The organism is Micromonospora carbonacea, assembly GCF_014205165.1.
In the GTDB taxonomy this organism is placed as follows: Bacteria; Actinomycetota; Actinomycetes; order Mycobacteriales; family Micromonosporaceae; genus Micromonospora; species Micromonospora carbonacea.
This window is the reverse complement of sequence record NZ_JACHMZ010000001.1, coordinates 234,620-259,809: the sequence shown is the minus strand read 5'-3', so window position 1 is coordinate 259,809 and position 25,190 is coordinate 234,620. Positions and strand designations below refer to the sequence as shown.

Annotated in this window: 18 protein-coding genes and 1 riboswitch; of the genes, 9 read left to right on the top strand and 9 right to left on the bottom strand. The window is 75.0% G+C overall.

The annotated features are described in order from the left end of the window. Positions 1-32: 32 nt before the first annotated feature. Positions 33-1,901, bottom strand: coding sequence for a glycerol-3-phosphate dehydrogenase/oxidase (locus tag HDA31_RS01180; protein WP_178066565.1), 1,869 nt, complete (start codon positions 1,899-1,901; stop codon positions 33-35). A gap of 27 nt (positions 1,902-1,928) precedes the next feature. On the opposite strand from HDA31_RS01180, the gene HDA31_RS01175 reads away from it, so the two are divergent. Together HDA31_RS01175 and HDA31_RS01170 are read left to right on the top strand one after the other, a co-directional pair. Further along, positions 1,929-4,454: a S8 family serine peptidase gene (locus tag HDA31_RS01175; protein WP_178066566.1), complete on the top strand. Its 2,526-nt coding sequence runs from the start codon at positions 1,929-1,931 to the stop codon at positions 4,452-4,454. Positions 4,455-4,643: 189 nt separating this feature from the next. After that, entirely contained in the window at positions 4,644-4,907 is a 264-nt protein-coding gene (locus tag HDA31_RS01170; protein ID WP_074472364.1) for a hypothetical protein, read from the top strand. Positions 4,908-5,145: 238 nt separating this feature from the next. On the opposite strand, the gene groL is transcribed toward HDA31_RS01170, so the two are convergent. Further along, positions 5,146-6,768, bottom strand: coding sequence for a chaperonin GroEL (gene groL, locus HDA31_RS01165; RefSeq protein WP_178066567.1), 1,623 nt, complete (start codon positions 6,766-6,768; stop codon positions 5,146-5,148). Positions 6,769-7,992: 1,224 nt separating this feature from the next. Next, a complete protein-coding gene (locus tag HDA31_RS01160) occupies positions 7,993-8,196 on the bottom strand; it encodes a cold-shock protein (protein WP_007073263.1) in 204 nt (67 codons plus the stop codon). A 338-nt stretch (positions 8,197-8,534) separates the two neighbouring features. On the opposite strand from HDA31_RS01160, the gene HDA31_RS01155 reads away from it, so the two are divergent. Beyond that, positions 8,535-9,014, top strand: a complete 480-nt coding sequence (locus tag HDA31_RS01155; RefSeq protein WP_246384726.1) for a GNAT family N-acetyltransferase — start codon at positions 8,535-8,537, stop codon at positions 9,012-9,014. Between the two features lie 66 nt (positions 9,015-9,080). Here the strand turns inward: HDA31_RS01155 and paaN are convergent, their stop codons facing one another. The 3 genes from paaN to thrC all read right to left on the bottom strand — a co-directional run bounded on the left by paaN (position 9,081) and on the right by thrC (position 13,408). After that, complete coding sequence (gene paaN / locus HDA31_RS01150; RefSeq protein WP_178066568.1) at positions 9,081-10,754, bottom strand: phenylacetic acid degradation protein PaaN; 1,674 nt, start codon at positions 10,752-10,754, stop codon at positions 9,081-9,083. 87 nt (positions 10,755-10,841) lie between these two features. After that, positions 10,842-11,861 carry a GNAT family N-acetyltransferase gene (locus tag HDA31_RS01145; RefSeq protein ID WP_178066569.1) on the bottom strand — a complete coding sequence of 340 codons (1,020 nt, stop codon included), beginning with the start codon at positions 11,859-11,861 and terminating at the stop codon, positions 10,842-10,844. 260 nt (positions 11,862-12,121) lie between these two features. Further along, positions 12,122-13,408 carry a threonine synthase gene (gene thrC, locus HDA31_RS01140; RefSeq protein ID WP_178066570.1) on the bottom strand — a complete coding sequence of 429 codons (1,287 nt, stop codon included), beginning with the start codon at positions 13,406-13,408 and terminating at the stop codon, positions 12,122-12,124. 12 nt (positions 13,409-13,420) lie between these two features. Beyond that, a riboswitch (SAM riboswitch) is annotated at positions 13,421-13,552 on the bottom strand. Positions 13,553-13,738: 186 nt separating this feature from the next. On the opposite strand from thrC, the gene HDA31_RS01135 reads away from it, so the two are divergent. Continuing rightward, positions 13,739-14,194, top strand: coding sequence for an Rv0361 family membrane protein (locus HDA31_RS01135; RefSeq protein WP_178066571.1), 456 nt, complete (start codon positions 13,739-13,741; stop codon positions 14,192-14,194). 181 nt (positions 14,195-14,375) lie between these two features. Here the strand turns inward: HDA31_RS01135 and HDA31_RS01130 are convergent, their stop codons facing one another. The 3 genes from HDA31_RS01130 to HDA31_RS01120 form a co-directional block, all read right to left on the bottom strand. Then, on the bottom strand, positions 14,376-14,825 hold the full coding sequence (locus HDA31_RS01130) for a DoxX family protein (protein WP_178066572.1): 450 nt from the start codon (positions 14,823-14,825) through the stop codon (positions 14,376-14,378). A gap of 242 nt (positions 14,826-15,067) precedes the next feature. Next, positions 15,068-15,940 carry a DUF2705 family protein gene (locus HDA31_RS01125; protein WP_074472356.1) on the bottom strand — a complete coding sequence of 291 codons (873 nt, stop codon included), beginning with the start codon at positions 15,938-15,940 and terminating at the stop codon, positions 15,068-15,070. After that, positions 15,940-18,810, bottom strand: coding sequence for an alpha/beta fold hydrolase (locus HDA31_RS01120; RefSeq protein WP_178066573.1), 2,871 nt, complete (start codon positions 18,808-18,810; stop codon positions 15,940-15,942). The genes HDA31_RS01125 and HDA31_RS01120 overlap by 1 nt, the downstream gene beginning before the upstream one ends. A 368-nt stretch (positions 18,811-19,178) precedes the next feature. Here HDA31_RS01120 and HDA31_RS01115 point away from each other — a divergent pair, with 368 nt between their 5' ends. The 5 genes from HDA31_RS01115 to HDA31_RS01095 all read left to right on the top strand — a co-directional run bounded on the left by HDA31_RS01115 (position 19,179) and on the right by HDA31_RS01095 (position 25,169). After that, the gene (locus HDA31_RS01115; protein ID WP_178066574.1) at positions 19,179-20,411 is read left to right on the top strand and encodes a hypothetical protein; all 1,233 of its coding nucleotides are present in this window, start codon (positions 19,179-19,181) and stop codon (positions 20,409-20,411) included. Next, the gene (locus tag HDA31_RS01110) at positions 20,401-23,217 is read left to right on the top strand and encodes a sensor histidine kinase (protein WP_178066575.1); all 2,817 of its coding nucleotides are present in this window, start codon (positions 20,401-20,403) and stop codon (positions 23,215-23,217) included. The genes HDA31_RS01115 and HDA31_RS01110 overlap by 11 nt, the downstream gene beginning before the upstream one ends. Beyond that, positions 23,214-23,678 carry a roadblock/LC7 domain-containing protein gene (locus tag HDA31_RS01105; RefSeq protein WP_074472352.1) on the top strand — a complete coding sequence of 155 codons (465 nt, stop codon included), beginning with the start codon at positions 23,214-23,216 and terminating at the stop codon, positions 23,676-23,678. Before HDA31_RS01110 ends, HDA31_RS01105 begins: the two co-directional genes overlap by 4 nt. Positions 23,679-24,055: 377 nt before the next feature. After that, positions 24,056-24,439, top strand: coding sequence for a DUF742 domain-containing protein (locus HDA31_RS01100; protein ID WP_178067872.1), 384 nt, complete (start codon positions 24,056-24,058; stop codon positions 24,437-24,439). Beyond that, positions 24,417-25,169 carry a GTP-binding protein gene (locus HDA31_RS01095; protein ID WP_083302415.1) on the top strand — a complete coding sequence of 251 codons (753 nt, stop codon included), beginning with the start codon at positions 24,417-24,419 and terminating at the stop codon, positions 25,167-25,169. The genes HDA31_RS01100 and HDA31_RS01095 overlap by 23 nt, the downstream gene beginning before the upstream one ends. The last annotated feature ends 21 nt before the right edge of the window (positions 25,170-25,190 follow it).

Below are 25,190 nucleotides of genomic sequence, written 5' to 3'. Positions count from 1 at the left end.
CAGGGGTGGCCCGCCCTCCGGTAAGGGTTCGGCTACCGGGGGGACGACGGGAGTTCGGCCGGGTCGCCGTCGGTGCCCCGGTCCGCCGCGAAGCCCCGCACGTCGGGCGCGCCGAGCCGGGCCGCGTCCGCCGTCGCGTCGTCCGGCATGAGCTGGGACTCCCGCTCCGCCTCCACCCGGGCCCGGTAGTGCGCGACCTCGCGCGCCCGGGTCGCCGCGTCCCAGCCCAGCACCGCGCCCATCAGCTCGGCGGTGTGCTCGGCCGACTCCAGGCCGCGGTGGGCGGTCTCGAAGGAGATCCGGGTACGCCGGGTCAGCACGTCCTCCAGGTGCAGCGCCCCCTCGGCGCGGGCCGCGTACGTCACCTCGGCCGCCAGGTATTCCGGCGCGCCGGCCAGCGGGGAGGCGAGCAGCGGATCCGCGTCGACCAGCGCCAACAGGTCGAGGGTGAGGGTGCCGTACCGCTCCAGCAGGTGCTCGACCACCCCGACCGGCACCCCGTGCCGGCGGGCCAGGTCGGCCCGGTCCCGCCACATCGCGGCGTACCCGTCGGCGCCGAGCAGCGGCAGGTCGGCCGTGCGGGACGGGCGGACCCCGCCGAGCCGGCGGGCCGCGCGGTCCACCACGTCGGAGGCCATCACCCGGTACGTCGTGTACTTGCCCCCGGCGACGAGCAGCAGCCCGAGCATGGGCTCGACCACCGCGTGTTCCCGGGACAGCTTGGAGGTGGAGTCCGCCTCGCCGGCCAGCAGCGGCCGCAGGCCGGCGTAGACGCCCTCGATGTCGTCGGTGGTCAGCGGCCGGTCCAGCACCGTGTTGACCTGCTCCAGCAGGTAGGCGATGTCGCGGGCCGACGCGGCCGGGTGGGACCGGTCGAGCCGCCAGTCGGTGTCGGTGGTGCCGATGATCCAGTGCCCGCCCCAGGGGATGACGAACAACACGCTGGTGGCGGTACGCAGGATCAGGCCCGCCTCGCCGGTGATCGCCGAGCGGGGCACCACCAGGTGCACCCCCTTCGACGCCCGGACCCGGACGCCCCGGCGCAGCCCGACGTCGTTGAGCATCCGCGACATGTCGTCGGTCCACACGCCGGTGGCGGCGACGACCGTGCGGGCGCGTACGTCGAACTCGGCGTCCGGCGAGCCGGTCGGCGCCTCCAGGTTCCGCACCCGGACCCCGGTCACCTCGCGCGCCTGCCGGACGAGGCCGACGGCGCGGGTGCTGCTGACCACCGTCGCCCCCAGGCTGGCGGCGGTGCGGGCCAGGGTGACCACCAGCCGGGCGTCGTCGACCTGCCCGTCGTAGTAGCGGATCGCCCCGGCGAGGCCGTCGGCGCGCAGGCTCGGGAAGACCCGCCGCGCGCCCTCCCGGGTGAGGTGCCGGTGCAGCGGCATCCCCCGCCCGCCCCCGAACAGCCCGGCGAACGCGTCGTACGCGGCCACGCCGAGGCCGTAGTAGGAGCGGCGGAAGGTGCGGCCGGGCAGGTCGCGCACGCCCTTGCCGGCGGGCAGCGGGACCAGGATCGGCACCGGCCGGACCAGGTGCGGGGCGAGCCGGGTGGCGAGCAGCCCCCGCTCGGTGAGCGCCTCGTGGACCAGGTGGAACTCCAACTGCTCCAGGTAGCGCAGGCCGCCGTGGATCAGCTTGCTGGACCGGCTGGAGGTGCCGGCGGCGAAGTCGCGCGCCTCCACGAGGGCCACCTTCAGGCCCCGGGAGGCGGCGTCCAGCGCCGCGCCGGCACCGGTGACGCCACCGCCGATCACCAGGACGTCGAACCGCTCGGCGCGCAGTCGCCGCAGGTCGGCGGCGCGGCGCGCCGGGGAGAGCTGGCCGGCGACGCTTCGGGAGACGTTGGGGTCACGCACCCGTCCACCGTAACCGCCGTGGCCACCGCACGGCATGTCGTGATCCGGCCGTACTGTCGGGGGATGGAGGTCGGTCCGTACGCAGGTCGTCCCTTTCTGTCGCCCGTGGCCGTCCCGCCGGCCCGCCCCGGCCCGTGGCCCGTGGTCGCGGCGGCGGTGGCCGGGTGCTGGACGGTCGCGGTCGTCGCGCCGGCCGAGCTGGTCGGCTGGCTGGCCGACCAGGTCCGGCTCGCCACCGGCCTGGACCGGGTGGTCTGGCTGTGGCCGGTGGTCGCCGTCGTGACGGTGCTGCTGGCCGGGGTGCCGGCGCTGCTGCTGGCCCTGCTGCCCCGCTCGGGGGCCGTCCGGGCCACCGGCCGGGCCTGGCTCGGCGGGCTGCTCGCCCTCGGCGCGCTCACCGGCCTGCGCGCCCTGCCACCGGTGCACCACGAGGCGTACCTGGCCGCGCTGGCGGCGACGGCGGTCCTGCTCGCCGTGGTGCTGCCCCGGCTGGTCCGGGGCCCCGCGCCCGCGCCCGCGTCGACGCCGCCGGCCGCCGGCCGCCCGGCCGACCCCGCCCCGCCCGCCGGGCCCGACCGCCCGCACGACCACGCCGCGCCCACCGCCCCGGCCGGTCCGCGCGGGACCGTCCCGGCGGCCCCACCCGCCGTGACCTGGCTGGCGGTGGCCGCCGGGCTGGCGACGCTGCTGCCCTGGGCGTGGTTCGGCGCGCTCGGCGGGCTGCTGGAGACCGTGCTCGCGGCGGCGGCCGCCGCGGCCGTCGGTGTCCTCGCCGGGGCACTGCTCGACGCCCGGTTCTGGGCGCGCCTCGCGGGCGGGCCGCCGCACCGGCCGGCGCGGCTGGTGCTGGTCGGCGGCCTGGTGGCCGGGGTGACGCTGCTGCTGCTCGCCGCCGGCACCGGGCAGTCCGGCGCGCAACTGCCCGCCCTGCTGACCCTGCCCCCGCTCGGCTTCGCGCTGGCCGCCCTCCAGGCGCCCGCGCTGCGCTCCGGCGGGCCGGTCGGCCCCGCGCCCGCGCGCTGGCTGGTCGGGCTCGCCGCGTTCGGGCCACTGGCGTTCGCCGACCCGGAGGAGATCACCCTGCTCCTGGCGGCCACCCGCGACGTCCCGTTCTGGGTGGCGGTCGCCGCCGCCGGCGGGCTCGCGGTGGCCGCGCTCCTGGCGATCGTGTACGGCGTGCTGCTGGCCCGCCCGAACGGGCACGCGCCGAGCCGGCCGGTGGCGGTGGCGACCGTCGGCGTGCTGCTCGCCGGGGCGGCGCTGGTCCACCTCGGCCCCGGCCAGCCCGGCCTGCACGGCGAACGGCTGCTCGTGGTGCTGCGCGAGCAGGCCGACCTGAGCGGCGTGCCCACCGGCGGGACGGGCCAGGCGGGCCGGGACGCCCGCGCCCGCGAGGTCTACCGGCGGCTGGTGGAAACCGCCGAACGCACCCAGGCGGGGCTGCGCCGCGACCTGACCCGGCTGGGGCTCGGCCCGACGCCGTACTACCTGGTCAACGCGATCGAGGTGGACGGCGGGCCGGCGGTCCGGGCCTGGCTGTCGGGCCGGCGGGAGGTGGACCGGGTGCTGCTGAGCCAGCGGCTGCGCCCGCTGCCGGCCCCCGCGCCGACCAGCCGGGGCGACCAGGCGGCCCCCTCCGGGCCGGCGTGGAACGTCTCCCTGCTCCGCGCCGACCAGGTCTGGTCGCAGCTCGGGGTCACCGGGGCCGGCATCGTGGTGGGCAGCTCCGACTCCGGGGTGGACGGTCGGCACCCGGCGCTGGCCGGCGGCTTCCGCGGCGGCGACGACTCCTGGTACGACCCGTGGGACCACACCCGCGCGCCGACCGACCAGGGCGGCCACGGCACCCACACGACGGGCAGCGCCGTCGGGCGGGACGGGATCGGGGTGGCCCCCGGGGCGAGCTGGGTCGGCTGCGTCAACCTCGACCGCAACCTCGGCAGTCCGGCGCGCTACCTGGACTGCCTCCAGTTCATGCTGGCCCCGTTCCCGGCCGGCGGCGACCCGTTCACCGACGGGCGGCCCGAGCGGGCCCCCCAGGTGCTGACGAACTCGTGGGGCTGCCCGCCGATCGAGGGCTGCGACCCGGCGGCGCTGCGGCCGGCAACCGACGCGCTGGACGCGGCGGGCATCTTCGTCGTCGCGGCGGCCGGCAACACCGGGCCGTACTGCCGGTCGATCGAGGATCCGCCGGCGACGTACCCGGACGTGTTCACCGTCGGGGCGACCGACCGGGACCGCCAGGTCGCCGACTTCTCCAGCCGGGGGCCGGTGCCCGGCGCGGCGAAGCCGGACGTGGTCGCCCCGGGCGTGGGGGTGCTCTCCGCGATGCCGGGCGGCGGCTACGCCACCCTCGACGGCACGTCGATGGCCGCCCCGCAGGTCGCGGGCGTGGTGGCGCTGATGTGGTCGGCGAACCCGACGCTGGTCGGCGACCTGGAGCGCACCCGCCGGATCCTGCGCGACACCGCCGTCCCGGCCGGGGCGACGTACGCCTCCCGCGACCCGGCCGACGCCTGCGGCGGGGACGCGAACATCAGCGGGGCGGGCCTGGTCGACGCGTACGCCGCTGTCCGCGCGGCCCGCTGAGCGGTAAGGAAGGGCCCCTTGTTAACGCATACGGTAGAGAGGGGTCCCCTTCTCACCTCGCGCCCCGCGCCCCGGCGGCGGCCCCGCGATCCTCGCCCCGGCGGCGGGCGAAACGGGCACCGGGCCGGATAGCGCCGTTCGGCCGCCCCGGCATCGACGGTCACCTACCGTCGAGGTGAGGAGGCCGCGATGACCACGGACGACGAGCGGGCCGAGGCTCCACGTTCCGCCGCCTGGGTGCCGGTCGAGGAGATCCCGGGGCAACTACCGTTCGACCGGCTGGACTACGGCGACGCCGAGCAACTGGCGGAGATGGCCGGGGGCGACGCGCCCGCGGCGGAGGAGCCGGTGGTCCTGGTCGACGAGCCGATCCGCGTCGACGAGCCGATCCGCATCCGCCGGCCGCCCGGTCGGGCCGGGCGGCGACGCGACCAGCCGCCCCTGCCGACGTGAGCGCCGCCGGCGTGAGAGCCGCCAGCGGGCGCGTGCCCGAGGCCGGAGTGCCCGACACGGCAGTGCCCGACACGGGAGTGCCCGAGGACCGAGTGGCCTTGGCCGGAGTACCCACGGCCCAAGTGTCCGAGGCCGGAGTGGCCGGCGCTGGCGGCCGTGACGACGCGGAGGGGGCGGGCCGCTGACGCGACCCGCCCCCTCGACGTGCGGTGTAACTGAACTCCGGTGGGAGCTGGACTCAGAAGTCCATGTCCCCGCCGCCCGGGCCAGCCGCAGCGGCCGGGGCCTTCTCCGGCTTGTCCGCGACGACGGCCTCGGTGGTGAGGAAGAGCGCCGCGATCGACGAGGCGTTCTGCAGCGCCGACCGGGTCACCTTGGCCGGGTCGATGATGCCCGCGGCCAGCAGGTCCACGTACTCGCCGCTGGCGGCGTTGAGGCCGTGGCCGGCGTCCAGGTTGCGGACGCGCTCGACGACGACGCCACCCTCGAGGCCGGCGTTGACGGCGATCTGCCGCAGCGGGGCGTCCAGCGCGATCTTGACGATCTGCGCGCCGGTCGCCTCGTCGCCGGTCAGGTCCAGCTTGTCGAAGGCGGTCTTGCCGGCCTGCACCAGCGCGACGCCACCACCCGGGACGATGCCCTCCTCGACGGCGGCCTTCGCGTTGCGGACGGCGTCCTCGATGCGGTGCTTGCGCTCCTTCAGCTCGACCTCGGTGGCCGCGCCGACCTTAATCACCGCAACACCGCCGGCCAGCTTGGCCAGGCGCTCCTGCAGCTTCTCGCGGTCGTAGTCGGAGTCGCTCTTGTCGATCTCGGCCCGGATCTGGTTGACCCGGCCCTGGATCTGCTCGGCGTCGCCGGCACCGTCGACGATGGTGGTCTCGTCCTTGGTCACCACGACCTTGCGGGCGCGGCCCAGCATGTCGAGGCCGGCGGCCTCCAGCTTGAGGCCGAGCTCCTCGCTGATGACCTGGCCACCGGTGAGGATGGCGATGTCGGTCAGCATGGCCTTGCGGCGGTCGCCGAAGCCGGGGGCCTTGACGGCCGCGGACTTGAAGACGCCCTTGACCTTGTTGACCACCAGGGTCGGCAGGGCCTCGCCCTCCACGTCCTCGGCGATGATCAGCAGCGGCTTGCCCGACTGCATGACCTTCTCCAGGATCGGGAGCAGGTCCTTCACCGACGAGATCTTGCTGTTGGCGATCAGGATGTAGGGCTCGTCGAAGACGGCCTCCATCCGCTCCGGGTCGGTCATGAAGTACGCGGAGATGTAGCCCTTGTCGAAGCGCATGCCCTCGGTGAGCTCAAGCTCCAGGCCGAAGGTGTTGCTCTCCTCGACGGTGATGACGCCTTCCTTGCCGACCTTGTCCATCGCCTCGGCGATGATCTCGCCGACGGTGCTGTCACCGGCGGAGATGGAGGCGGTGGAGGCGATCTGCTCTTTGGTCTCGACGTCCTTGGCGAGCTTGGACAGCTCCTCCGAGACGCTGGCCACGGCGGCCTCGATGCCCCGCTTCAGGGCCATCGGGTTGGCGCCGGCGGCCACGTTGCGCAGGCCCTCGCGGACCAGGGCCTGGGCCAGGACGGTCGCCGTCGTCGTGCCGTCACCGGCCACGTCGTCGGTCTTCTTGGCGACCTCCTTGACCAGCTCGGCGCCGATCTTCTCGTACGGGTCCTCGAGCTCGATCTCCTTGGCGATGCTCACACCATCGTTGGTGATGGTGGGGGCACCCCACTTCTTCTCGAGCACCACGTTGCGGCCCTTCGGGCCGAGGGTCACCTTCACGGCGTCGGCGAGCTGGTTCATGCCCCGCTCGAGGCCGCGGCGAGCCTCTTCGTCGAACGCGATCATCTTGGCCATACGGCGTTGTCCTCCTGGACACTCACGGGCCACCCGAGTGTGTGTCCCGGATGGGCCGCCTGGTGTACGCACCTTGGGACGTCGCCACCTGGCGACGACGACGTCTCCTCGGCCGGGCCGGATAGCCCGCGACGACCGGCCATGTGCCGCCCGACGGATCTCCGCCGTGCGGCCGTGGCCCCACCGTCCCGACCGTTGGCACTCACCCAAGGCGAGTGCCAATGACTTGTTTAGCACTCTGCCCTGCCGAGTGCAAGCACGATGCGGCGGACGAACCGGGTCGACCCCACCTGACCAGCGCGACCCGGCCCGCCGGTTCAGCCGATTTCACCCGCCGGCCGGGCGGCGGTAACCGACCCCTCGTACGCCCGCCGCCCGGCGCACGTGACGACCGTAACGACCGTAACGACCGGCCGGACCGGGACGACCAGGCGCACCAGGGCGGCCAGGCCCACGGCCAGGGCCAGGACGGACCAAGGCCAGGACGGACCAAGGCCAGGACGGACGAGGGCAGGACCGACGAGGGCAGGACGGATCGGACCAAGAAGGGCGAGAGAGCCGAGAGGGCGCCGCCAGGCAGGCGAGGTCCAGAGCAGGCGAGAGCCGGGACCGGCACGAGCGGCCACCGACCGCGGCGCAGCGCGCCGGGCACCCGGGACCATCCGCCCGACCCTTCCCCGGGCAGGCCGACCAGCGGGTCCGCCGGATCACAGCCGGGCAGCGGCCACGAGGCGGCGCGGCCCGGTGGGCAGGGCTGCCACGGGGGGCGGCACGGCGCGAACCAGCGGTGGGGCCGGGCCAAGGTGGGGCCGGGCCAAGGTGGGGCCGGGCCAAGGTGGGGCCTTGGCCAGGGTGGGTCGGCAACCCGGCGCGGCACCTGGCGGGCGGGAAACCGACCGCAGCCCGACCAAGCGCGGCCGACCGGCCCTTCGGGCCCCGGTGGGATCGATCGATCGGACGGAGATGGCTGGGACATGCGCCCTGGGACGCGAGCGTCAGACGTCAGCCCATGGGACCCGAGGCCAGACGTCAGCCCTGGAACGTGCGCCCTCAGACGTCGGCCCTGGACGCGGGCCCTCCCCGGCGGCGATGTGGGAACGGTCCGCAGCATTCCTGGACCGCCCCGCCCGCGCCGCCCCGGACCGATCCGTCCGCGCCGACCGGGGCGGCGCGCTCCGCCGGCCATCGGTGGCCCGCCCGCCCGCGGGCCAACCGGTCGGGGCGTCAGGCGACGACGCGTACGCGCTCGGCCTGCGGCCCCTTCTGCCCCTGCGCGATCTCGAACTCCACGCGCTGCCCGTCGTCCAGCGCCTTGTAGCCGTCCATCTCGATGGCGGAGAAGTGGACGAAGACGTCCTGCCCGCCGTCGACGGCGATGAAGCCGTAGCCCTTCTCGGCGTTGAACCACTTCACGGTGCCCTGTGCCACGGTGCACTTCCTAACGTCGCGCGGCCTTCCACGAGCGGGTACGCCGACGGAACCGGCGGCCCCGGGAACACCGGTTTCACCCGTCTGCGCCGACCGGGAAACCAGTGACCGAAATCGCACGCTACACGAGGAGTGACGACGGCGCACGACCACAAATAGGGCTATAACGGACCGACCTCAACCCGGTGCGGCATAGGCGGCCATCACTGCGATAGGTATGCGGGATGACAGCAGGTTCCCGCCCGCCGACCGACCCGGGCAGCGCCCCGACGGGGACGGCCGACACCGCCGCGCCGGCAGTCGACGTACGCCGGTTGACCCTGCCGGACGCGGCGCGGATGCGGGCGCTGCGGCTGGAGATGCTCGCCGACGCGCCGCTGGCCTTCCTGGAGACCCTGGCGGAGGCCGCCGCCCGCCCGCACGCCGAGTACGCGGCCCGCGTCGCGTCGGTCGCCAGCGGCCGGCACACCGCCCAGTTCGTCGCCGACCCCGGCGCGGACCGGCCGGGCGGCCCCGCCGGGCGGCTCGTCGGGCACGCCGGCGGGACGATCTCGGCGGACGAACCCGGCCTCACCGTCGTCTACGCCGTCTACGTCACGCCGGCCCGGCGCGGCACCGGGCTGCTCGCCGCGCTGATCGAGGGGGTCGCCGCCTGGTCCCGCGAGTGCGGTCGGCCGGAGCTGATGCTGGAGGTGGTCGTCGGCAACGACCGCGCCTACCGGGCGTACCGGAGGCTGGGCTTCGTCGACACGGGCGTGCGGGTCCCGCACCCGAGGCTCCCCGCCCTGCGCGAACTACAGATGCGCCGGCCGGCCTGAGGCGGGGGTGTTTGCAGGGGCCCCTTGTACAACGGAAAGCGTTAACAAGGGGCCCCTCCTTGCACCTCAGGCGGGGCGGCGGCTCTGGACGATGCGGAACCGGTTGGCCACGTACGCGCCGTCGGTCAGCGCCGCGTTCGCCGCCGGGTTGGCGCCGCTGCCGTGGAAGTCGGAGAACGCCGCCGACTGGTTGACGAAGACGCCGCCGGTCAGGTTGCACGACAGGTGCACGCCGACGTCGATCGCCGCCGCCTCGGCCGCGTCCAGCACCGCCGGGTCGGTCGAGTAGACGGCGGCGGTCAGCGCCCCGGACTCGCCCACGGTGGCGCGCAGGAGCTCCAGGCTGTGCGCGGTGGAGTCGGTGGCGATCACGAACGAGATCGGCCCGAACCACTCCCGGCCGTACGTCGCGGTGTCGGCGGCGGCCAGCTTGACGATGGTCGGCGTCCGCACCACCGCGCCGGGGAAGGTGGGGTGCTCGACGGTACGCGACTCCAGCACCGCCGCTCCGACCTTGGTGACCTCGTCGAGGCGTTCCAGCACCCCGTCGTTGACGATCGCGCCGGTCAGCTCGACGCCCCGGGCCGGGTCGGCGGTGAGCTTGCCCACGACGGCGGCGATCCCGGCGGCCACCTCGTCGAAGCTCTTGTGCCCCTGGTCGGTGTCGATGCCCCCGGCGGGGATGAGGATGTTCTGCGAGGTGGTGCACATCTGGCCGCTGTAGAGGGTCAGCGTGAAGCCGAGGTTGCGGCACATCCCCGCGAAGTCGTCGGTGGAGTCGATCACCACGGCGTTCAGGCCGGCCTTCTCCGTGTAGACCGTCGCCTGCCGGGCGTTGGCCTCCAGCCAGTCGCCGTACTCGGTGGAGCCGGTGAAGTCGACGATCTTCACGGCCGGGTGCAGGGCGAGGGTGGAGGCGAGCCGCTCGCCGGGGGCCTCGGGAGCGAGCAGCACCAGGTTGGGGTCGAAGCCGGCCTCGGCGAGCACCTCGCGGGCGTACTTCACGGTGATCGCGAGCGGCAGCACCGCGCGGGGGTGCGGCTTGACGACCACCGGGTTGCCGGTGACCAGCGAGGCGAACAGCCCGGGGTAGGAGTTCCAGGTCGGGAAGGTGTTGCAGCCGATCACCAGGGCCACCCCGCGCGGCACCACGTGGAACGTCTTGGTCATCCGCAGCGGGTCGCCCTTGCCGGCGGCCTTCTCCCAGCCGGCCGTCCCCGGGTGGCGGGTCATCTCCGCGTACGCGTAGGCGACCGCTTCGAGGGCGCGGTCCAGCGCGTGCGCGCCGCCGGCCTGGAAGGCCATCACGAACGCCTGGCCGCTGGTGAACTGCACCGCGTTGGCCAGCTCGAAGACGTGTCTGTGCAGCCGGTCGAGGATCTCCAGGCAGACGCCCGCGCGGGCCTGCGGGCCGGCGTCGCGCCAGGCGGGCAGGGCGGCGGAGGCGGCGGCCACCAGTTCGTCGACGCCCGGGTGCGGGTAGCTCACGTTCAGCTCCAGCCCGAAGGGGCTGGCCTCGGTGGCGACCCGGTCGCCGCTGCCCGGCTGGTCGAGCGGGAAGTCGCCGCCCAGGTACGCCTCGAAGGCGGCCTTGCCGTCGGCGGCGGCGGTCTCGCCGTACACCCGGGGGCTGGGTGACTCGGGATAGGCGGACCAGTACCCGCGCTCCGTGATCGCGGTCAGCGCCCGGTGCAGGGTGTCGGCGTGCTTGTCGTACTCGGGATGCGGGGTCTCCGTCATGCCCGCCATCATGCCGCAGCCGGCGGGTGGGCAGTAGGGCCGGCGGACGCCGCCGGACGCCCGCCGCCCCTGCCGCGGGCCGGCCAGTCAGAGGGTGAGCTGCCAGTCGGTCCAGGCGTCGACCGGGCGGAACCCGAGCGCCTCGTTGATGGCGATCATGTACGTGTTGGCCTGCGCGTTGAAGGTGTCCACCGCGCGCAGCCCCGGCTCGTGGTCGAGCGCGTACCGCAGGTTCTCGACCTTCACGAGGAGCCCGAGCCGGTGGCCGCGGTGCGCCGGGTCGACGATGGTGATCTGCTGGAACGCGTGCCACGGCACGCTGGGGCCGACGTCGATCGTCGTCCAGGCGACCAGCCGGCCGGACGCGGCGTGCACCGCCCCGTGGTGGTAGCGGCGGCGGCCCCGCGCGTCCAACGCCCGCTCGACGCCCCGGATCCGCTCGACGTCGACCCGCTCCGGCTCCCACTCCATCTCGCCCAGGGGCGCGTCGGCCATCAGCCGGCCGTCGAGGTGGGCGACGTCGGCGACGTGCTCCTGCGGGGCCGCCCCCTGCCAGCGGACCGTGCGGTAGCCGGCGGCGCGGGACCGGGCGTCGGCCAGCGCCGCGTCGAGCGCGGCCTGGTCGAGCCGGGTGGTGTCGAGGCGGCGGCGGACCTCGGCGAGCACCGCCCGCGCCCCCGTCGTCGCGGCGAACGCCCCGCCGGCCCCGCCGCGCGCCGGCCCGCCGGGCAGGGCCGCGACGGTCGCGCCGACCACCCGCTTGCGCCCCCGCTCGCCCAGCAGCTCCACGGCGTGCGCGTGCAGGGCCCGGCCGACCCCCCGCCGCCGGTGCGCCGGGTGCGTGAACAGGTCGACGGTGGCGTTGTCGGTGTTGTCGAGCTGCGGCAGGTCGAGGGCGAGGAAGCCGGCCGGCTCGCCGTCGAGCCGGGCCAGCGCCCAGGCCGGCACGTTGCCCGGCATCGGGTGCCGGATCGCCGCCTCGAAGCGGCTCCGGCACAGCGGCGGGAAGTCGGGGACGTCCGCCTGTTCGGCTGCCGCCCTGATCCGGTACGCCGCGTCGACCGCGCCCTGGTCCGCCGGGTCGATCGGGGTGATGGTGATGCCCATGGGCAGAGGGTGGCCGGGGAAAGACGATCGGGCCAGCGAATTTCTCCGCTGGCCCGATCGGACGTTGGTCGGGAGGGACGATCGCACAACGCCTCCGGCGTTGGGTCGTAAGAACTTAAAGTCTCCGGCGAAACGCCCTCCCGCACGGAGCATCTTGCGCCGTCCGGTTCCTGCCGTCAAGTCCTCGGCGGCGGGTTTTTGCGTACGGAGGGCAAAACGTCGGTTACCCGACGGATCGGCGGGCCGATCGGCCCGCGCAGTCAGCCGAGCAGGCCGGCGTCGCGGGCCGCGCGCAGCGAGGGCTTGATCCGGTGGGTGGGGCCGACCTGGGCGGCGACGGCGTCGATGGTCTTGAGCCCCTCGCCGGTGTTGAACACGACGGTCTCCGCCGTCGGGTCGAGCCGGCCGGACTCGACCAGCTTGCGCAGCACCGCCACGGTCACCCCGCCGGCCGTCTCGGCGAAGATCCCGGTCGTGCGGGCCAGCAGCCGGATGCCCGCGCGGATCTCGTCGTCGTCGACGTACTCCATCCACCCGCCGGTGCGTCGCACGGCCTCCAAGGCGTAGAGCCCGGCGGCGGGGTCGCCGATGTTCAGCGACTTGGCGATGCCGGTGGGCTTGACCGGGGTGATGGTGTCGGTGTCGGCGTGCAGGGCCGCCGCGATCGGGTTGCAGCCGGCCGACTGCGCCCCGAACACCTTCCAGCCGCCGGCCGGGGCCTCGACGAGGCCGATCTCGACCAGCTCGCTGAACGCCTTGTCGATCTTGGTGAGCAGCTCGCCGCTCGCCATCGGGATGACCACCTGCGCCGGGATCCGCCAGCCGAGCTGCTCGGCCACCTCGTAGCCCAGGGTCTTGGAGCCCTCCGCGTAGTAGGGCCGGACGTTGACGTTGACGAAGGCCGTGTCCTCGAACTCGTCGGTCTCCACCAGCTCGCCGCAGAGCCGGTTCACGTCGTCGTACGAGCCGTCGATGGCGACCAGTTCGCCGCCGTAGACGGCGGTGGTGACCACCTTGCCCGGTTCCAGGTCGCTGGGGATGAACACGATCGACGGGGCGCCGGCGCGGGCCGCGTGGGCGGCGACCGAGTTGGCCAGGTTGCCGGTCGACGCGCAGGCGAACCGGGTGAAGCCGAGCGCCCGGGCGGCGGTGAGCGCCACCGACACCACCCGGTCCTTGAAGGAGTGGGTGGGGTTGGCGCTGTCGTCCTTGACCCAGAGCGGGGCGGTGATGCCCAGCTCGGCGGCGAGGTTGCCGGCGGCGACCAGCGGGGTGAGCCCCGGGTCCACGGTCACCCGGGCGGCCGGGTCCTGGCCGGCGGGCAGGAGGGCGGCGTAGCGCCAGAGGTTCTGCGGGCCGGCCTCGATCTGCTCGCGGGTGACCCGGGCCAGGGCCGCCGTGTCGTAGTCGACTTCGAGCGGGCCGAAACACTCGTAGCAGGCGTGCTGCGCGGCGAGCGGGTAGCGCGCCGAGCAGGCGCGGCAGACCAGGGCGCGGGCGGGGCTGGCGGTGGTGTCGATGCCGGGCGCGGCGAGGGTCGACGTCATGTCGAGGAGGTCCTCTCATCTTTCCCCGCATCGCACCCTGCGGCGGGGACGGAATTGGCACCTGTCCGCGCCGTTCGCCATCGAACGCACGGGTGGTTGCCGGGGCTTCGTCGGGCCGTATCCCTCTGCCCCTCTGGATGAGGTATTCAGTTGTGCCGCCGAGTCTACGGCGGATCGCGGCGACCGCCACCCGATGTTCCCAGCGTGTGGGCCGGATCGGGGGTGCGGACTTCGTCACACCGTCACCGCGGGCACCCGCTCCGGCACCGAGGGCCACCGTCGCCAGGGCCACCGAGGCCCGGGGTGGCCTGCGGTTTCTAGCCTGACGGCGTGACGCATCCCCCGACACCCGGCCCGCCCCCGAAGCCGCGCAGGCCCGGCCGGACGACCCGTACCGTGATCATCGTGGCCGCCGTGGTGGCGCTGCTCTGTTGCGCAGGCACGCTCACCGGCGGCGGCATCTGGTTCTTCCGCACCGTCCAGGGCGCGACCGCGCCCGCCCGGGACGCCGCGACCGCGTACCTCGACGACGTGCGGGACGGCAACCACCCGGAGGCGTACGCCCGGCTCTGCGAGGAGGTGCGCAGCCAGCTGACCGAGGAGGAGTTCGCCCGGGCCCGGGCGGCCGAGCCGCCCCTGGGCGGCTACCGGGTCACCTCGACCGAGGTGAGCAGCAGCACCGGCGGCCGGTCCCGGGCCGAGGTCACCGTCACCGGCGGCGGCCGGGAGAAGGTCCTCATCCTGGTCGAGGAGGGCGGCGACTGGCGCGTGTGCGGGGGGATCTGACCGGCGGCACCGATCGGGCGGGGGACATGCCCCCGGGGCGGAGATGAGCCGCCCCGCCGCCCCGCCACCCGGAGGGAAACTCCGCCCGCCCCGTGACGCCGCCTGGCGATTCCTGGACAGTTCCGGTCTGCCGTGGGCGACAACTGGCCAAGGTCGCGGCGTCGCGGGGCGGGCGGTCGGGTCAGGCCGGCACCGAGCGCTTGCTCGGGGCGGGCGTCGCGACGGCCGGCTCCCGGCGACGGCCCAGCAGGTTGTCGACGGCCCACGTCCCGGGGCCGAGCACCGCGATGAGCACGAACGCCCAGCAGAACATCGCCGACAGCTCACCGCCGTTGCGCAGCGGCAGCAGCCCCTCCGGCTGGTGCACCACGAAGTACGCGTACGCCATCGAGCCGGAAGCGAGCAGCGCGGCGGGTCGGGTGAAGAGCCCGGCCAGCACCAGCGCGCCGCAGACGGCCTGGATCAGGGCGGCGTACCAGCCTGGCCAGGTGCCGAGCGGGACCGCCTGACCGGTTCCTCGCGCGCCGCCGAAGACACCGAACAGCGACGACAGGCCGTGGAACAAGAAGAGCAGGCCGATCACCATGCGGAACAGGGACAGGACGGGACCGCTAAGCCGGTCAATGTTCATACCACACCTCCAGTGACAGAAGTCAATGCAGCCAGAATGCGGTAAGAATTTGATAAGGTCGATGCTTGTCCCTGTCCGTGGGAGCGTTCCCACGATATTTGAGACGCGGAACTTCCCCACCAGCACAATCACTCGACGCGATCACGCCAGGCACGAGCGGTCACGGGGGCGCGATCACTCACGACCGACCTGCCCACCGGGCCCGACCGGTCCCGGCGGCGGGCAGGTGCCCGGCTCCGCCGTCAGCTCGTGACGTCCTTGCGGGTGAAGCGCCAGAAGGCCAGCGACCAGAACAGGGTGGCGTAGGCGATCGCGGAGATGCAGCCGCGCACCAGGTCGTCGGTCTGCACCGGCGTCGACAGCAGGCCCAGCCAGGCGTTGGCGTAGTGGGTCGGCAGGAACGCCCGGATCCCGCCGAGCGCCGTGATCTGGTCCAGGATGCTGGACAGGATCCACAGCAGCACCGCGCCGCCGACCGCGCCGAGCGCGGCGTCCGTGACGACGGAGAGCAGGAACGCCAGCCCGGCCACCGCCAGCAGGACGACCGCCAGGTAGCCGAGCACGGCCAGCAGCCGCAGCAGCCCCTCGGCCGGGTCGAGCTGGGCGGAGACCTGGCTGCGCAGCGGCTCCCAGCCGTAGCGGAGGGTGCCGGCGAGCAGGGCGGTGCCGGCGAGCAGCAGCAGGGCCAGCCCCGAGTACGCGAGCGCCACCAGCAGCTTCACCGCCAGCAACCGGGCCCGGGGCACCGGCACGGCCAGCAGATAGCGCAGGCTGCCCCAGCTCGCCTCGCTGGCCACCGTGTCGCCGCAGAACAGCGCCACCACCACGACCAGCAGGAACGACGCCGAGACCAGCAGCGAGAAGAGGGTGAAGTTGAGCCCGCCCGAGGTGGCCAGGTCGGCGAGGCTGGAGAACTCGCCCCCGCCGCCGTCGTCGTCGTTGCCGGAGTCGAACTGGAACGCGACAAGCACGATCAGCGGCAGCAGCACCATGAACCCGAGCGCGAGCTGGGTACGCCGCCGCGACGCCTGCCGGCGGAACTCCGCCGCGAACGGCAGGGTCGCCGACGGCCGGTAGCCGGCAGCCGCGCCCACCGTGGAAGACGACTGCGTCATCACCGGTCCCCGCTTCCCCGAGAGTTCTCGCCCACCAGGGCGAGGAACGCGTCCTCCAGGCGGCGGCGCGGCACCACCCGGTCCACCCCGATCCCCGCCCGGACCAGCTCGGCCACCACCTCGCTGCGGGCGGTGCCGTTGGTGTCCACCACCAGCTGCCCCTCGGCGTCGGGCAGCACGGTCACGCCGGCCAGCCGGCCCAGCACGTCGCGCGCCGCGTCGGGGTCGGTCACGTCGAACAGCACGCTCGGCGACTCGCCGACGATCTCCTCCACCGGGCCGGACGCGACGATCCGCCCCTTGTTGACCACCACCGCGTGCGTGCAGGTCTGCTCCACCTCGGCGAGCAGGTGGCTGGAGACCAGCACCGCCCGGCCGTCGGTGGCGTAGCGCTGGAGCACCCGGCGCATCTCGGCGATCTGCGGCGGGTCCAGGCCGTCCGTCGGCTCGTCGAGCACCAGCAGCTCGGGCAGGCCGAGCATGGCCTGGGCGATGGCGAGGCGCTGCCGCATGCCGTGGCTGTACTTGCGGGTCCTGCGGTGCACCGAGTCGCCGAGCCCGGCGATCTCCAGCGCCTCGTCGAAGTGCGCGTCCTCCCACGGTCGGCCGGTGGCCCGCCAGTAGGCCTTCAGGTTGTCCAGGCCGGACAGGTGCGGCAGGAAGCCGGGGCCCTCGACCAGCGCGCCGATGCGCGACAGCACCGGCGAGCCGGGCACCAGCCGCCGGCCGAAGACGTAGATCTCGCCCGCGGTGGGCTGGGTGAGCCCCATCAGCACCCGCAGGGTGGTGGTCTTGCCCGCGCCGTTGGGCCCGAGCAGGCCGACGACCTGACCGGGGTGCACCTCGAAGTCGACGTTCGACACGGCGACGAAGCCGTCGGCGTACTCCTTGCGGAGCTGGCGCACGGCCAGCGGCGTGCCCGCGTACTCGGGATGCACGGAGCTGTCCTGGCGGCGGTGCCGGCGGCGGGCGATCAGGACGACCGCGACGAGCCCGACCGCGATGGTGGCCAGCAGCCCGGCCAGCACCCAGCGCCAGACGACGGCCGTGGTGGGGATCGGCTCGCCGGCCACGGTCGGCAGCACGAGCGGGCCGTCACCGGCCGCCACGGTGTAGACCGCCGGCTCGGCCGGGGTCGTGTACGCCTGGTCGGACGTGGCGACCACGACCCGCAGCCGGTGCCCGGCCTCGACCCGGCGGACGATCGCGGGCAGGGTGACCGTGACCGGCTTCGCGGCGTCGATCCCGGCCGGCAGGCCGGTGAGCCGGACCGGCGCGACCAGCCCGTTGGGCAGGGTCGCCGCGCCCTGCGGGTCGACGTCGTAGAGCTTCACGAACAGCACCGCCTCGCCGCTGGCCGACGCGGCCCGCAGCGTGACGGTCGGCGACCCGGCCACGTCCACCGCCTCGCCCAGCGGCGCGGACTCGAACCGGGCGTGCTGGCCGGGCACGTCGCCGGCCACGCCGCCGAGCAGCGAGCCGAGCGCCCCGGCGAACGGGATCGAGGAGATGGCCGCCGGGTTGCCGTTGGGCGGGTTGGCGACCGGCTGGGCCGGGCCGGCCACCGCGACCTCGCGGCGCGCGTCGCCGGCCAGCCCCGGGTAGTCGGTGGTGCGGTAGCCGGTGGCGACCAGGCCGCGGTCGAGGGCGTCGAAACCGGCGATCCGCGAGTACGTGAAGTCGTCGCCGGGGGCCGCCCCCTCGCCCTTGACGTAGTGGTCGAGCCACTGGACGGTCAGGTACTTGACCCGGTCGGAGTCGTTGCGCGGCCCGTCGCCGCCGTCGTGGCCGCCGGTGAACCAGGCCACCCGGACCGGGGTGCCGGCGGCGGCGATGCCGCGCGCGTTCGCGTCGGCCTCGGCGAGCGGGAACAGCGTGTCGGCCTCGCCCTGCACCAGCAGGGTGGGCGCCTTGATCCGGTCGAGCACGCCGGCCGGGCTGGACCGGCGGAGCAGGTCCACGGCCGCCTGGTCGCCCCGCCCGGTGGTGGCGATGCGCAGGTACGCGGCGCAGACGTCGGCGGCGAACCGGCCGCAGGACGGGTCGGCGGCCCCGGCCGGCGCGCGCCCGGAACCGGTGCCCGGCCCGGCGCCCGGCGCGGGGCTCGGCGGCCCCGCCGAGGCCGGGTTGCCCTCGGGCTGGGCGGCGGAGGTGCCGGAGAGCCCGGCCGGGCCGGAGCCGGCGTTGCCGCCGCCGCCGAAGAACAGCCCCGCCCAGCCCTTCTTGAACACGCCGGAGGTGGCGGGCCCGCCGGTGCTCTCCGGCAGGAACGCGCGGGACAGGTCGTTCCAGGTGATCATGGGGACGATCGCGTCGACCCGCTGGTCCTGGGCCGCGAGCAGCAGGGCCAGGCCGCCGCCGTACGAGCCGCCGACCACCCCGACCCGGGGATCGCCGGCGGCGTCCGTGCGCACCTCGGGACGGGCGGCCAGCCAGTCCAGCAGCCGCTGCGCGTCCCGCACCTCGTGGTCGGGGCTGTCCAGGTGGATCTGGCCGCCGCTGCGGCCGAAGCCGCGCGCGGTCCAGGCGAGCACCGCGTAGCCCTGGCCGGCCAGCTCCTCGGCGTCGGAACGGACCGACTCCTTGGTGCCGCCGAAGCCGTGCGCGAGCAGCACCGCCGGCACCCGGCGGTCCGCCGTCGCGCCGTCGGGCAGGTAGAAGGTGGTGTCCAGGTCGACCGGCTCGTCGCCGGCCGGCCCGGAGCGCACGGTGATCATCGCGGGCTCGGCGCGGAAGCCGGCCTCGCCGGGTCGGGCGGCCCAGAGCACGGCGGCCGCCAGCAGCACGACCGCCACCGAGCCGGCGACGATCCGGCGGGGGCGGGTGGCCAGGGCCCGTCGGACCGGTGCGGCCGACAACGGCGATCTCATGCGGTAACGGTACGGTGCGGATCCTGAGCGTTCGCTGAGATCCTCCGTACGTCCGTCCGGCCCGGCCGATCGGCGGCCTGTTTTGATCGTTTGCGCAGCGTCTGCCGCATCCCAGCGAGACGAATTCGGATCATGTGAATTCCGATGTTCAACCGATATCGCATCCGATCGGCCCATCTCCGCCGGGCCGCCGCCACCGAGGGTGGCGGATCGGTCGACACCTGGTGACATCGCTCGTAGTGACGCAAAACTGACCGGCTGACGGCTCTGCGTGCCCGTGCCCGTCCGCTAGTTTTCCGGTCCGGTGAACGGGACTGTTCGGCAGGCCCGGCACCTGCCCGTATCCGCCGTCGCCGGAGGAGAACCACATGACCGTCCCCGCGCAGCGGGGCCCCCGACGGCCCAACCGCACCGGCCGCATCCTGCCGCTGGTGCTCGTGGTGGCGCTCCTCGCCCCGGTGGCGTTCCTCTTCGTCCAGCAGCGCCGGCACACCGGCGAGGAACGCGACCTCATGGTCCGCGAGCGGCTCGGCGTGGAGTACCTGCGCTCCCTCGGCCCGCTGACCCTCGCCCTGGTCGAGGCGCAGTCCGCCGCCGTCGCCGGCCGGACCGTCTCCCGGGAATCCCTGGGCAAGGCCGTCGAGGAGGTCGCCGCCTCGGACGCCCGCCTCGGCGACGCGCTGCGCACCCACGAGCGGTGGACCGGCCTACGGGCCAAGCTGGAGGCGCTGCCCGAGAAGGGGCTGACCGACCCGCAGGCGACCTTCGCCGCGTACGGCGAGGCCACCGACCTGCTGCTGGCCCTGCACCGCAAGGTGCGCGAGGCCTCCGGGCTGATCCGGGACCAGCAGGCCGACTCGTACTACCTCCAGGACGCGGTCAGCGACGAGCTGCCCGAATCGCTCGTGGCCACCGGCCGGCTCGGCGACCTGGCCGCCGTCGCCGCCGAGCTGCCCGACGCCCAGCGCATCGCCATGGTGTCCCAGCTCGGCGCCCTGTGGACGAGCGCCATCAGCCCCGCCAACGACCTGATCAACAACCTGCGCGCGGCCGTGGACAGCACGGACAGCACCAAGCTCGGCGCGAACGTGCTCGCCCCGCTGGACACCTACCAGCGCTCCATCGAGCGGCTCGGCGCGCTCGCCGCCCCCACCTCGGCGGTCCGGTTGGAGGACGAGGCGGCGACCGCCCGCGCGCTCACCAACCTCATCGCCGCCCGCACCGCCGCCCAGGAGGCCGCCCGCCAGCTCCAGCCCGTCATCCTCGACGAGCTGGACGCGCTGCTGACCGACCGCATCGACCAGCTCGACCGGGACCGCCGGCTCGCCGCCGGGGCGGCCATCCTGGCCGTCCTGCTGCTCGGCGCGCTCGCCGCGGTGCTGATCACCGCCCGGGACCGCCGGACCGGGCGGGACCGCCGACCGGCCGGCGGGGACACCGGCCCACCGGCGGCCGACGAGACCGGCTGGGACGCCCCGGCCGACCGCCACGGGTCCGCCCCGGCCGGCACGGTCGCCCAGGTCGAGCCCCGGATGCTCCAGCCGGCCGGGCAGGGCCGCCCCACCAGCGCCGAGCGGTGGGGGCCCTTCGATGCTCGCTAGGCTCCGCATCCGGGGCAAGCTCGCCCTGCTGGTGATCGTCCCGCTGCTCAGCATGGTCGGGCTCGCCGTGCCGATCGTCCTCGACCGGGTCGCCACCGCCGGGCGGGCAGCGGACACCGCCGAGGCCGTCCGGGTGGCCAGCCGGGTCGGCACCCTGGTCCAGGACCTCCAGCAGGAGCGCCTGCTCTCCGTCGGTCTGCTGCTCGGCCGGGCGTCCCGCACGGAGGTGATCCAGAAGTCGGCCACCGTGGACGACCGGGTCGCCGACATCCGCGCCGAGCTGGGCGGCCAGCTCACCGACCGGGTCAGGCTCGCGCTCGACCAGGTGCGGGGGCTCGCCGACGTACGCGCCGCCGTGCTCGCCGGCCGGGCCACCCCGGTGCGGGTCATGGAAGCCTTCGGCCCGCTCGCCGTGGAGCTGATCGACTCGCTGCGGCTGGCCTGGAAGGTGGACACCACCACCCCGGTCGGCCAGCAGGTGCTCGCCCTGGACGGCCTGCTGCGCGCCGACGAGAGCCTGGGCGCGTGCGCCACCCTGATCGTCCTGGTCAAGGAGACCAGCGACCCGAAGGCGATCGCCAGCTACATCGCCTGCATGGCCGCCCTGACCGTGGACACCGACCGGTTCCGCAGCCTGGTCACCCCCGAGCAGTTGGAGCTGGCGCTGCTGGACGACGCGGCGGTGGCCGCCCGGACCGGCCCGACGTTCGTCGTCGACAGCGAGAAGGACCCGGTGGCCGCCCTCAGCAGCGTGCCCCTGGACACCCTCTTCCCCTCCGTCCAGTCGATGACCACCCTCGGCCAGTTCGTCGAGAAGAAGATCGCCGCGGACGTCACCACGCAGGTGCGCGAGGAGGAGCAGCGGGCCCTCACCGCCGCCTGGGTGGTCGGCGTCACGGCGGTGCTGGTCATGCTCCTCGTGGTGCTGCTCAGCATGGCGGTGGCCCGGCTGGTCGCCCGCCCGCTGACCCGGCTCACCCGCTCCGCCGAACGGGTCGCCCGGGCCGCCGAGGCGGAGCTGGTGCGGGTCGCCGACGACGAGAGCGAGAACGTCCCGCCGATCCGCCTCGACCCGGTCGACGTCCGGGGCCGCGACGAGATCGGCGACCTGGCCCGCGCGTTCGAACGCGTGCAGAGCACCGCCGCCCGGCTGGTGGAGCGGCAGGTCGCCGGCCGACGCAACGTGGCGCAGATGTTCGGCCACGTCGGGCGTCGTACGCAGAACCTGGTGGGCCGGCAGATCGCGCTCATCGACCGGCTGGAGCAGCAGGAGACCGACCCGGGGCGGCTGGAGCACCTCTACCGGCTGGACCACGTCTCCAGCCGGCTGCGCCGCAACGCGGGCAGCCTCGTGGTGCTCTCCGGCTCGACCGGCGCCGACGGGCACGTGGCCCCGGTGCCGCTGACCGACGTGGTCCGGCTCGCGCTCGGCGAGATCGAGGACTACACCCGGGTCGACGTGCAGGTCCCGGCCGGGGTGTCGGCGGCGCCGTCCACCGTCGGCGACCTGGTGCTGGCGCTGGCGGAGCTGATGGAGAACGCCACCGTCTTCTCCCCGCCGCACACGAGGGTGGTGGTGACCGCCGAGCCGACCGGGCACGGCATGCGGCTGTCCGTGGTGGACCACGGCATCGGCATGACCGAGGAGCGGCTGGCCGAGGAGAACGCCCGGCTGACCCGCCGGGAACGGCTCGACCTCGTCCCGACCGAGGTGCTCGGCCTCTTCGTGGTGGGCCGGCTCGCCCGCCGGCACGGCTGGACGGTGGACCTCGTCCCGACCACCGGCGGCGGCGTCACCGCCCGGCTGGAGGTCCCGTCGGCGCTGCTGGTCGTGCCGCCCGCCGGCCAGGCCGGGCCGGCGGCGACCGGGACGGCCACGCCGGACCGGCCGGCCGCGTCCGGCCGTCCGCAGCCGACCGGTCCCGGCCGGGCGCTGGCCGTCGCCGCCACCGCCCACCCCGCGCCCGCCGGCGGTCCGGGGGACGGGTCGGTGGACGGGACCGTGGCGCTCGGCGTGGCGCTCGGCGTGGACCGCGAGCTGCTCAGCCGCGCCACCCGGTCGATGGAGTCGGGCGACTCCTGGAACGCCTTCGAGGCGGTCGTCGAGCCGCCGGCCGCCACGTCCGGACGGGCGGGCGCCCCCACCCTGGACGCCCCGCCGACCGTCGGCGGCACCCCGGTCGCGCCCGACGCCGCCGCTCCCCCGGCGGCCCCCGGCGCCGGCCGGCCTTCCCGTGCCGCCGGTCCGGTCGGCGGGGCCGCCGGCACACCGCTCCTGCCGGCCCGGCCCCGGCACCTCTCCTTCCCGACCGGCCCGCAGCCCGGCTCCCCGCCGCCCGGCTCCGCGCCGCCGCCCGGCGGGTCGGGCGGGACGTCGCGGGGCGCGGGCATCCGCCAGCGGGTGCCCGGCGCGAGCCTGCCGCACACCGGCCCGGTCGTCGGCCCGGTGGACGCCACCACCGCCGACCCGGCCGCCGCCCGCGCGCTGGTCGAGCAGTTCGAAGCCGGGGTACGCCGGGCCGAACTGCACCCCCCGGCGGCTCCCCCGATGCCGGGCCGCCCGGTGGCGGCTCCCCCGGGTGCTGCGGCCCCGGTGGCGGCTCCCCTGGTCGCCGACCCTCCCCGACTGACCCGACGGGTCCCCGGTGCCAACCTGGCCGTCCCGCCACCCAGGCCCGCTCCCCCGTCCGACCCCGGCGACCCCGGAGAGGTGCGCGACCTCATCAACCAGTTCGAGGCGGGCGTCGCCCGCGCGCTGCGTGAAGCCCGTCCTGACCGCCGCTACGAAGAGGGATCAACACGGTGACCAGCCCGTACCTGCACGAGAACATCGAGCACCAGCACCCCACCGACCTGAGCCCCGAGGCCCGCACGTTCAACTGGCTGCTGGACTCGTTCACGTCCAGCACCGCCGGTGTGATGGAGGCGATCGCGGTCTCCTCCGACGGGCTGCTGATGGCCATGTCGGCGATCAAGGACCGGTCCAACGCCGAGCGCCTCGCCGCCGTCGTCTCCGGCATGACGAGCCTCGCCGGCGGGGCCGCGAGCTGGTACGCCCTCGGCGGCCTGAACCGGGTCATCGTCGACATGGCCGACGGCTACCTGCTGATCAGCTCCATCAGCGCCGGCTCGGTGCTCGGTGTGGTGGCCGACCGGTCGGCGAACCTCGGCACCGTGGCCTACGAGATGACCCTCTTCGCCGGGCGGGCCGGCAGCGCCCTCACCCCGCGACTGATCGCCGAGCTGAAGAACGCCGTACAACAGTGAGCCCGGAGGTCGCCGGCACCGGGCCGGATCCGGAACCCGTCGTCCGGATCCGGCCCTACCTGCGGGCGCAGTCCCCGGACGACGACGGGACGGGCGGGTCGGGCGGCTTCCCGGGCGGCCCCGGCCACCCCGGCGGCCCGGGCGGCGCTCCCGGGCCGGCCGACGGCACCTCCGGCTTCCCGGGCGGCGGCCCCGGCTTCCCCGGCGGCGGCCTCCCGGCCGGCGGCCCCGGTTTCCCGAGCAGCCGCCTCGGCTTCCCCGGCGGCGGCACCGGCTGGCCGGAAGGCGGCCCGGACCTCCCCGGCGGCTTCCCGGAAGGCGGCACCGGCTTCCCCGGCGGTCCTGGCGACGGCCCGCCCGGCAGCCCGGCGCACGATCTGCCCGGCCGGTTGGGCGCTCCCGATCCGCACCTGCCGACGGGGCCACGCCCGTTCGTGCTGACCTCCGGCAGGGTGGCCGGGGTGGACCCGGCGATCAGCCTGGAGACCCAGGTCACCGCCCGCCCCGGTCCCGGCGTCCGGGGCGCGGGGCCGGTCTCCCGGCTCGCCCCCGAGCTCCAGGCGATCATCGCGCTCTGTGGAGAGCCGATCTCCGTGGCGGAGATCTCGGCCCGTACCCGGCTGCACTTCGGCGTCACCCGGATCCTGGTCGGCGACCTCCGGGCCGCCGGCCACCTCGACGTGCACGTCAGCACCGCCAACGACGCCCTTGACCCCGACATCATCCTGCGAGTGATTGATGGACTCCGTGCGATCTCCTGAATGGCCGCCGGCCCCGCTGAGCGGGCTCTCCGCCAACAGCGCCGCCGCCCGCTACGGCACCCCGACGGGTGCCACACCGGCCACCGGACGCGCCACCCCGCCGACCACCAACCCGGCGCCGCCGGCCGGGCCACGGCACGGCACGCCGAACGCCGGCCCGGGCCGGTCCACGCCCCCGATCCCGGTGAAGATCCTGGTCGCCGGCGGCTTCGGGGTGGGCAAGACCACCACGGTCGGGGCCATCTCCGAGATCGCGCCGCTGACCACCGAGGCGGAGATGACCAGCGCCGGAATCGGCATCGACGACCCCGGCGCGCGGTCGGGCAAGACCACCACCACGGTGGCGATGGACTTCGGCTGCGTGACGATCGACCGCAGCCTCAAGCTCTACCTCTTCGGCACGCCGGGCCAGAACCGCTTCGGCTTCATGTGGGACGACCTGGCCCGGGGGGCGCTCGGCGCGCTGGTGGTGGTGGACAGCTCGCGGCTGGACGACTGCTATCCGGCGATCGACTTCTTCGAGCGGGCCGGGCTGCCCTTCGTCGTCGGGGTGAACGCCTTCGACGGCCGGCTGGCCGTGGACCTTCCCTCGATCCGGTGGGCCCTGGCCATCTCCGACCAGGTCCCCCTGGTGCAGTTCGACGCCCGGGACCGGCTCTCGGTGCGGGACGCCCTGCTGGTCGTCCTGGACCGGGCGCTGGACCGAGCCACCCGGGACAGGAGGGACTGAACCGGCCCGGTTCGGTCCACA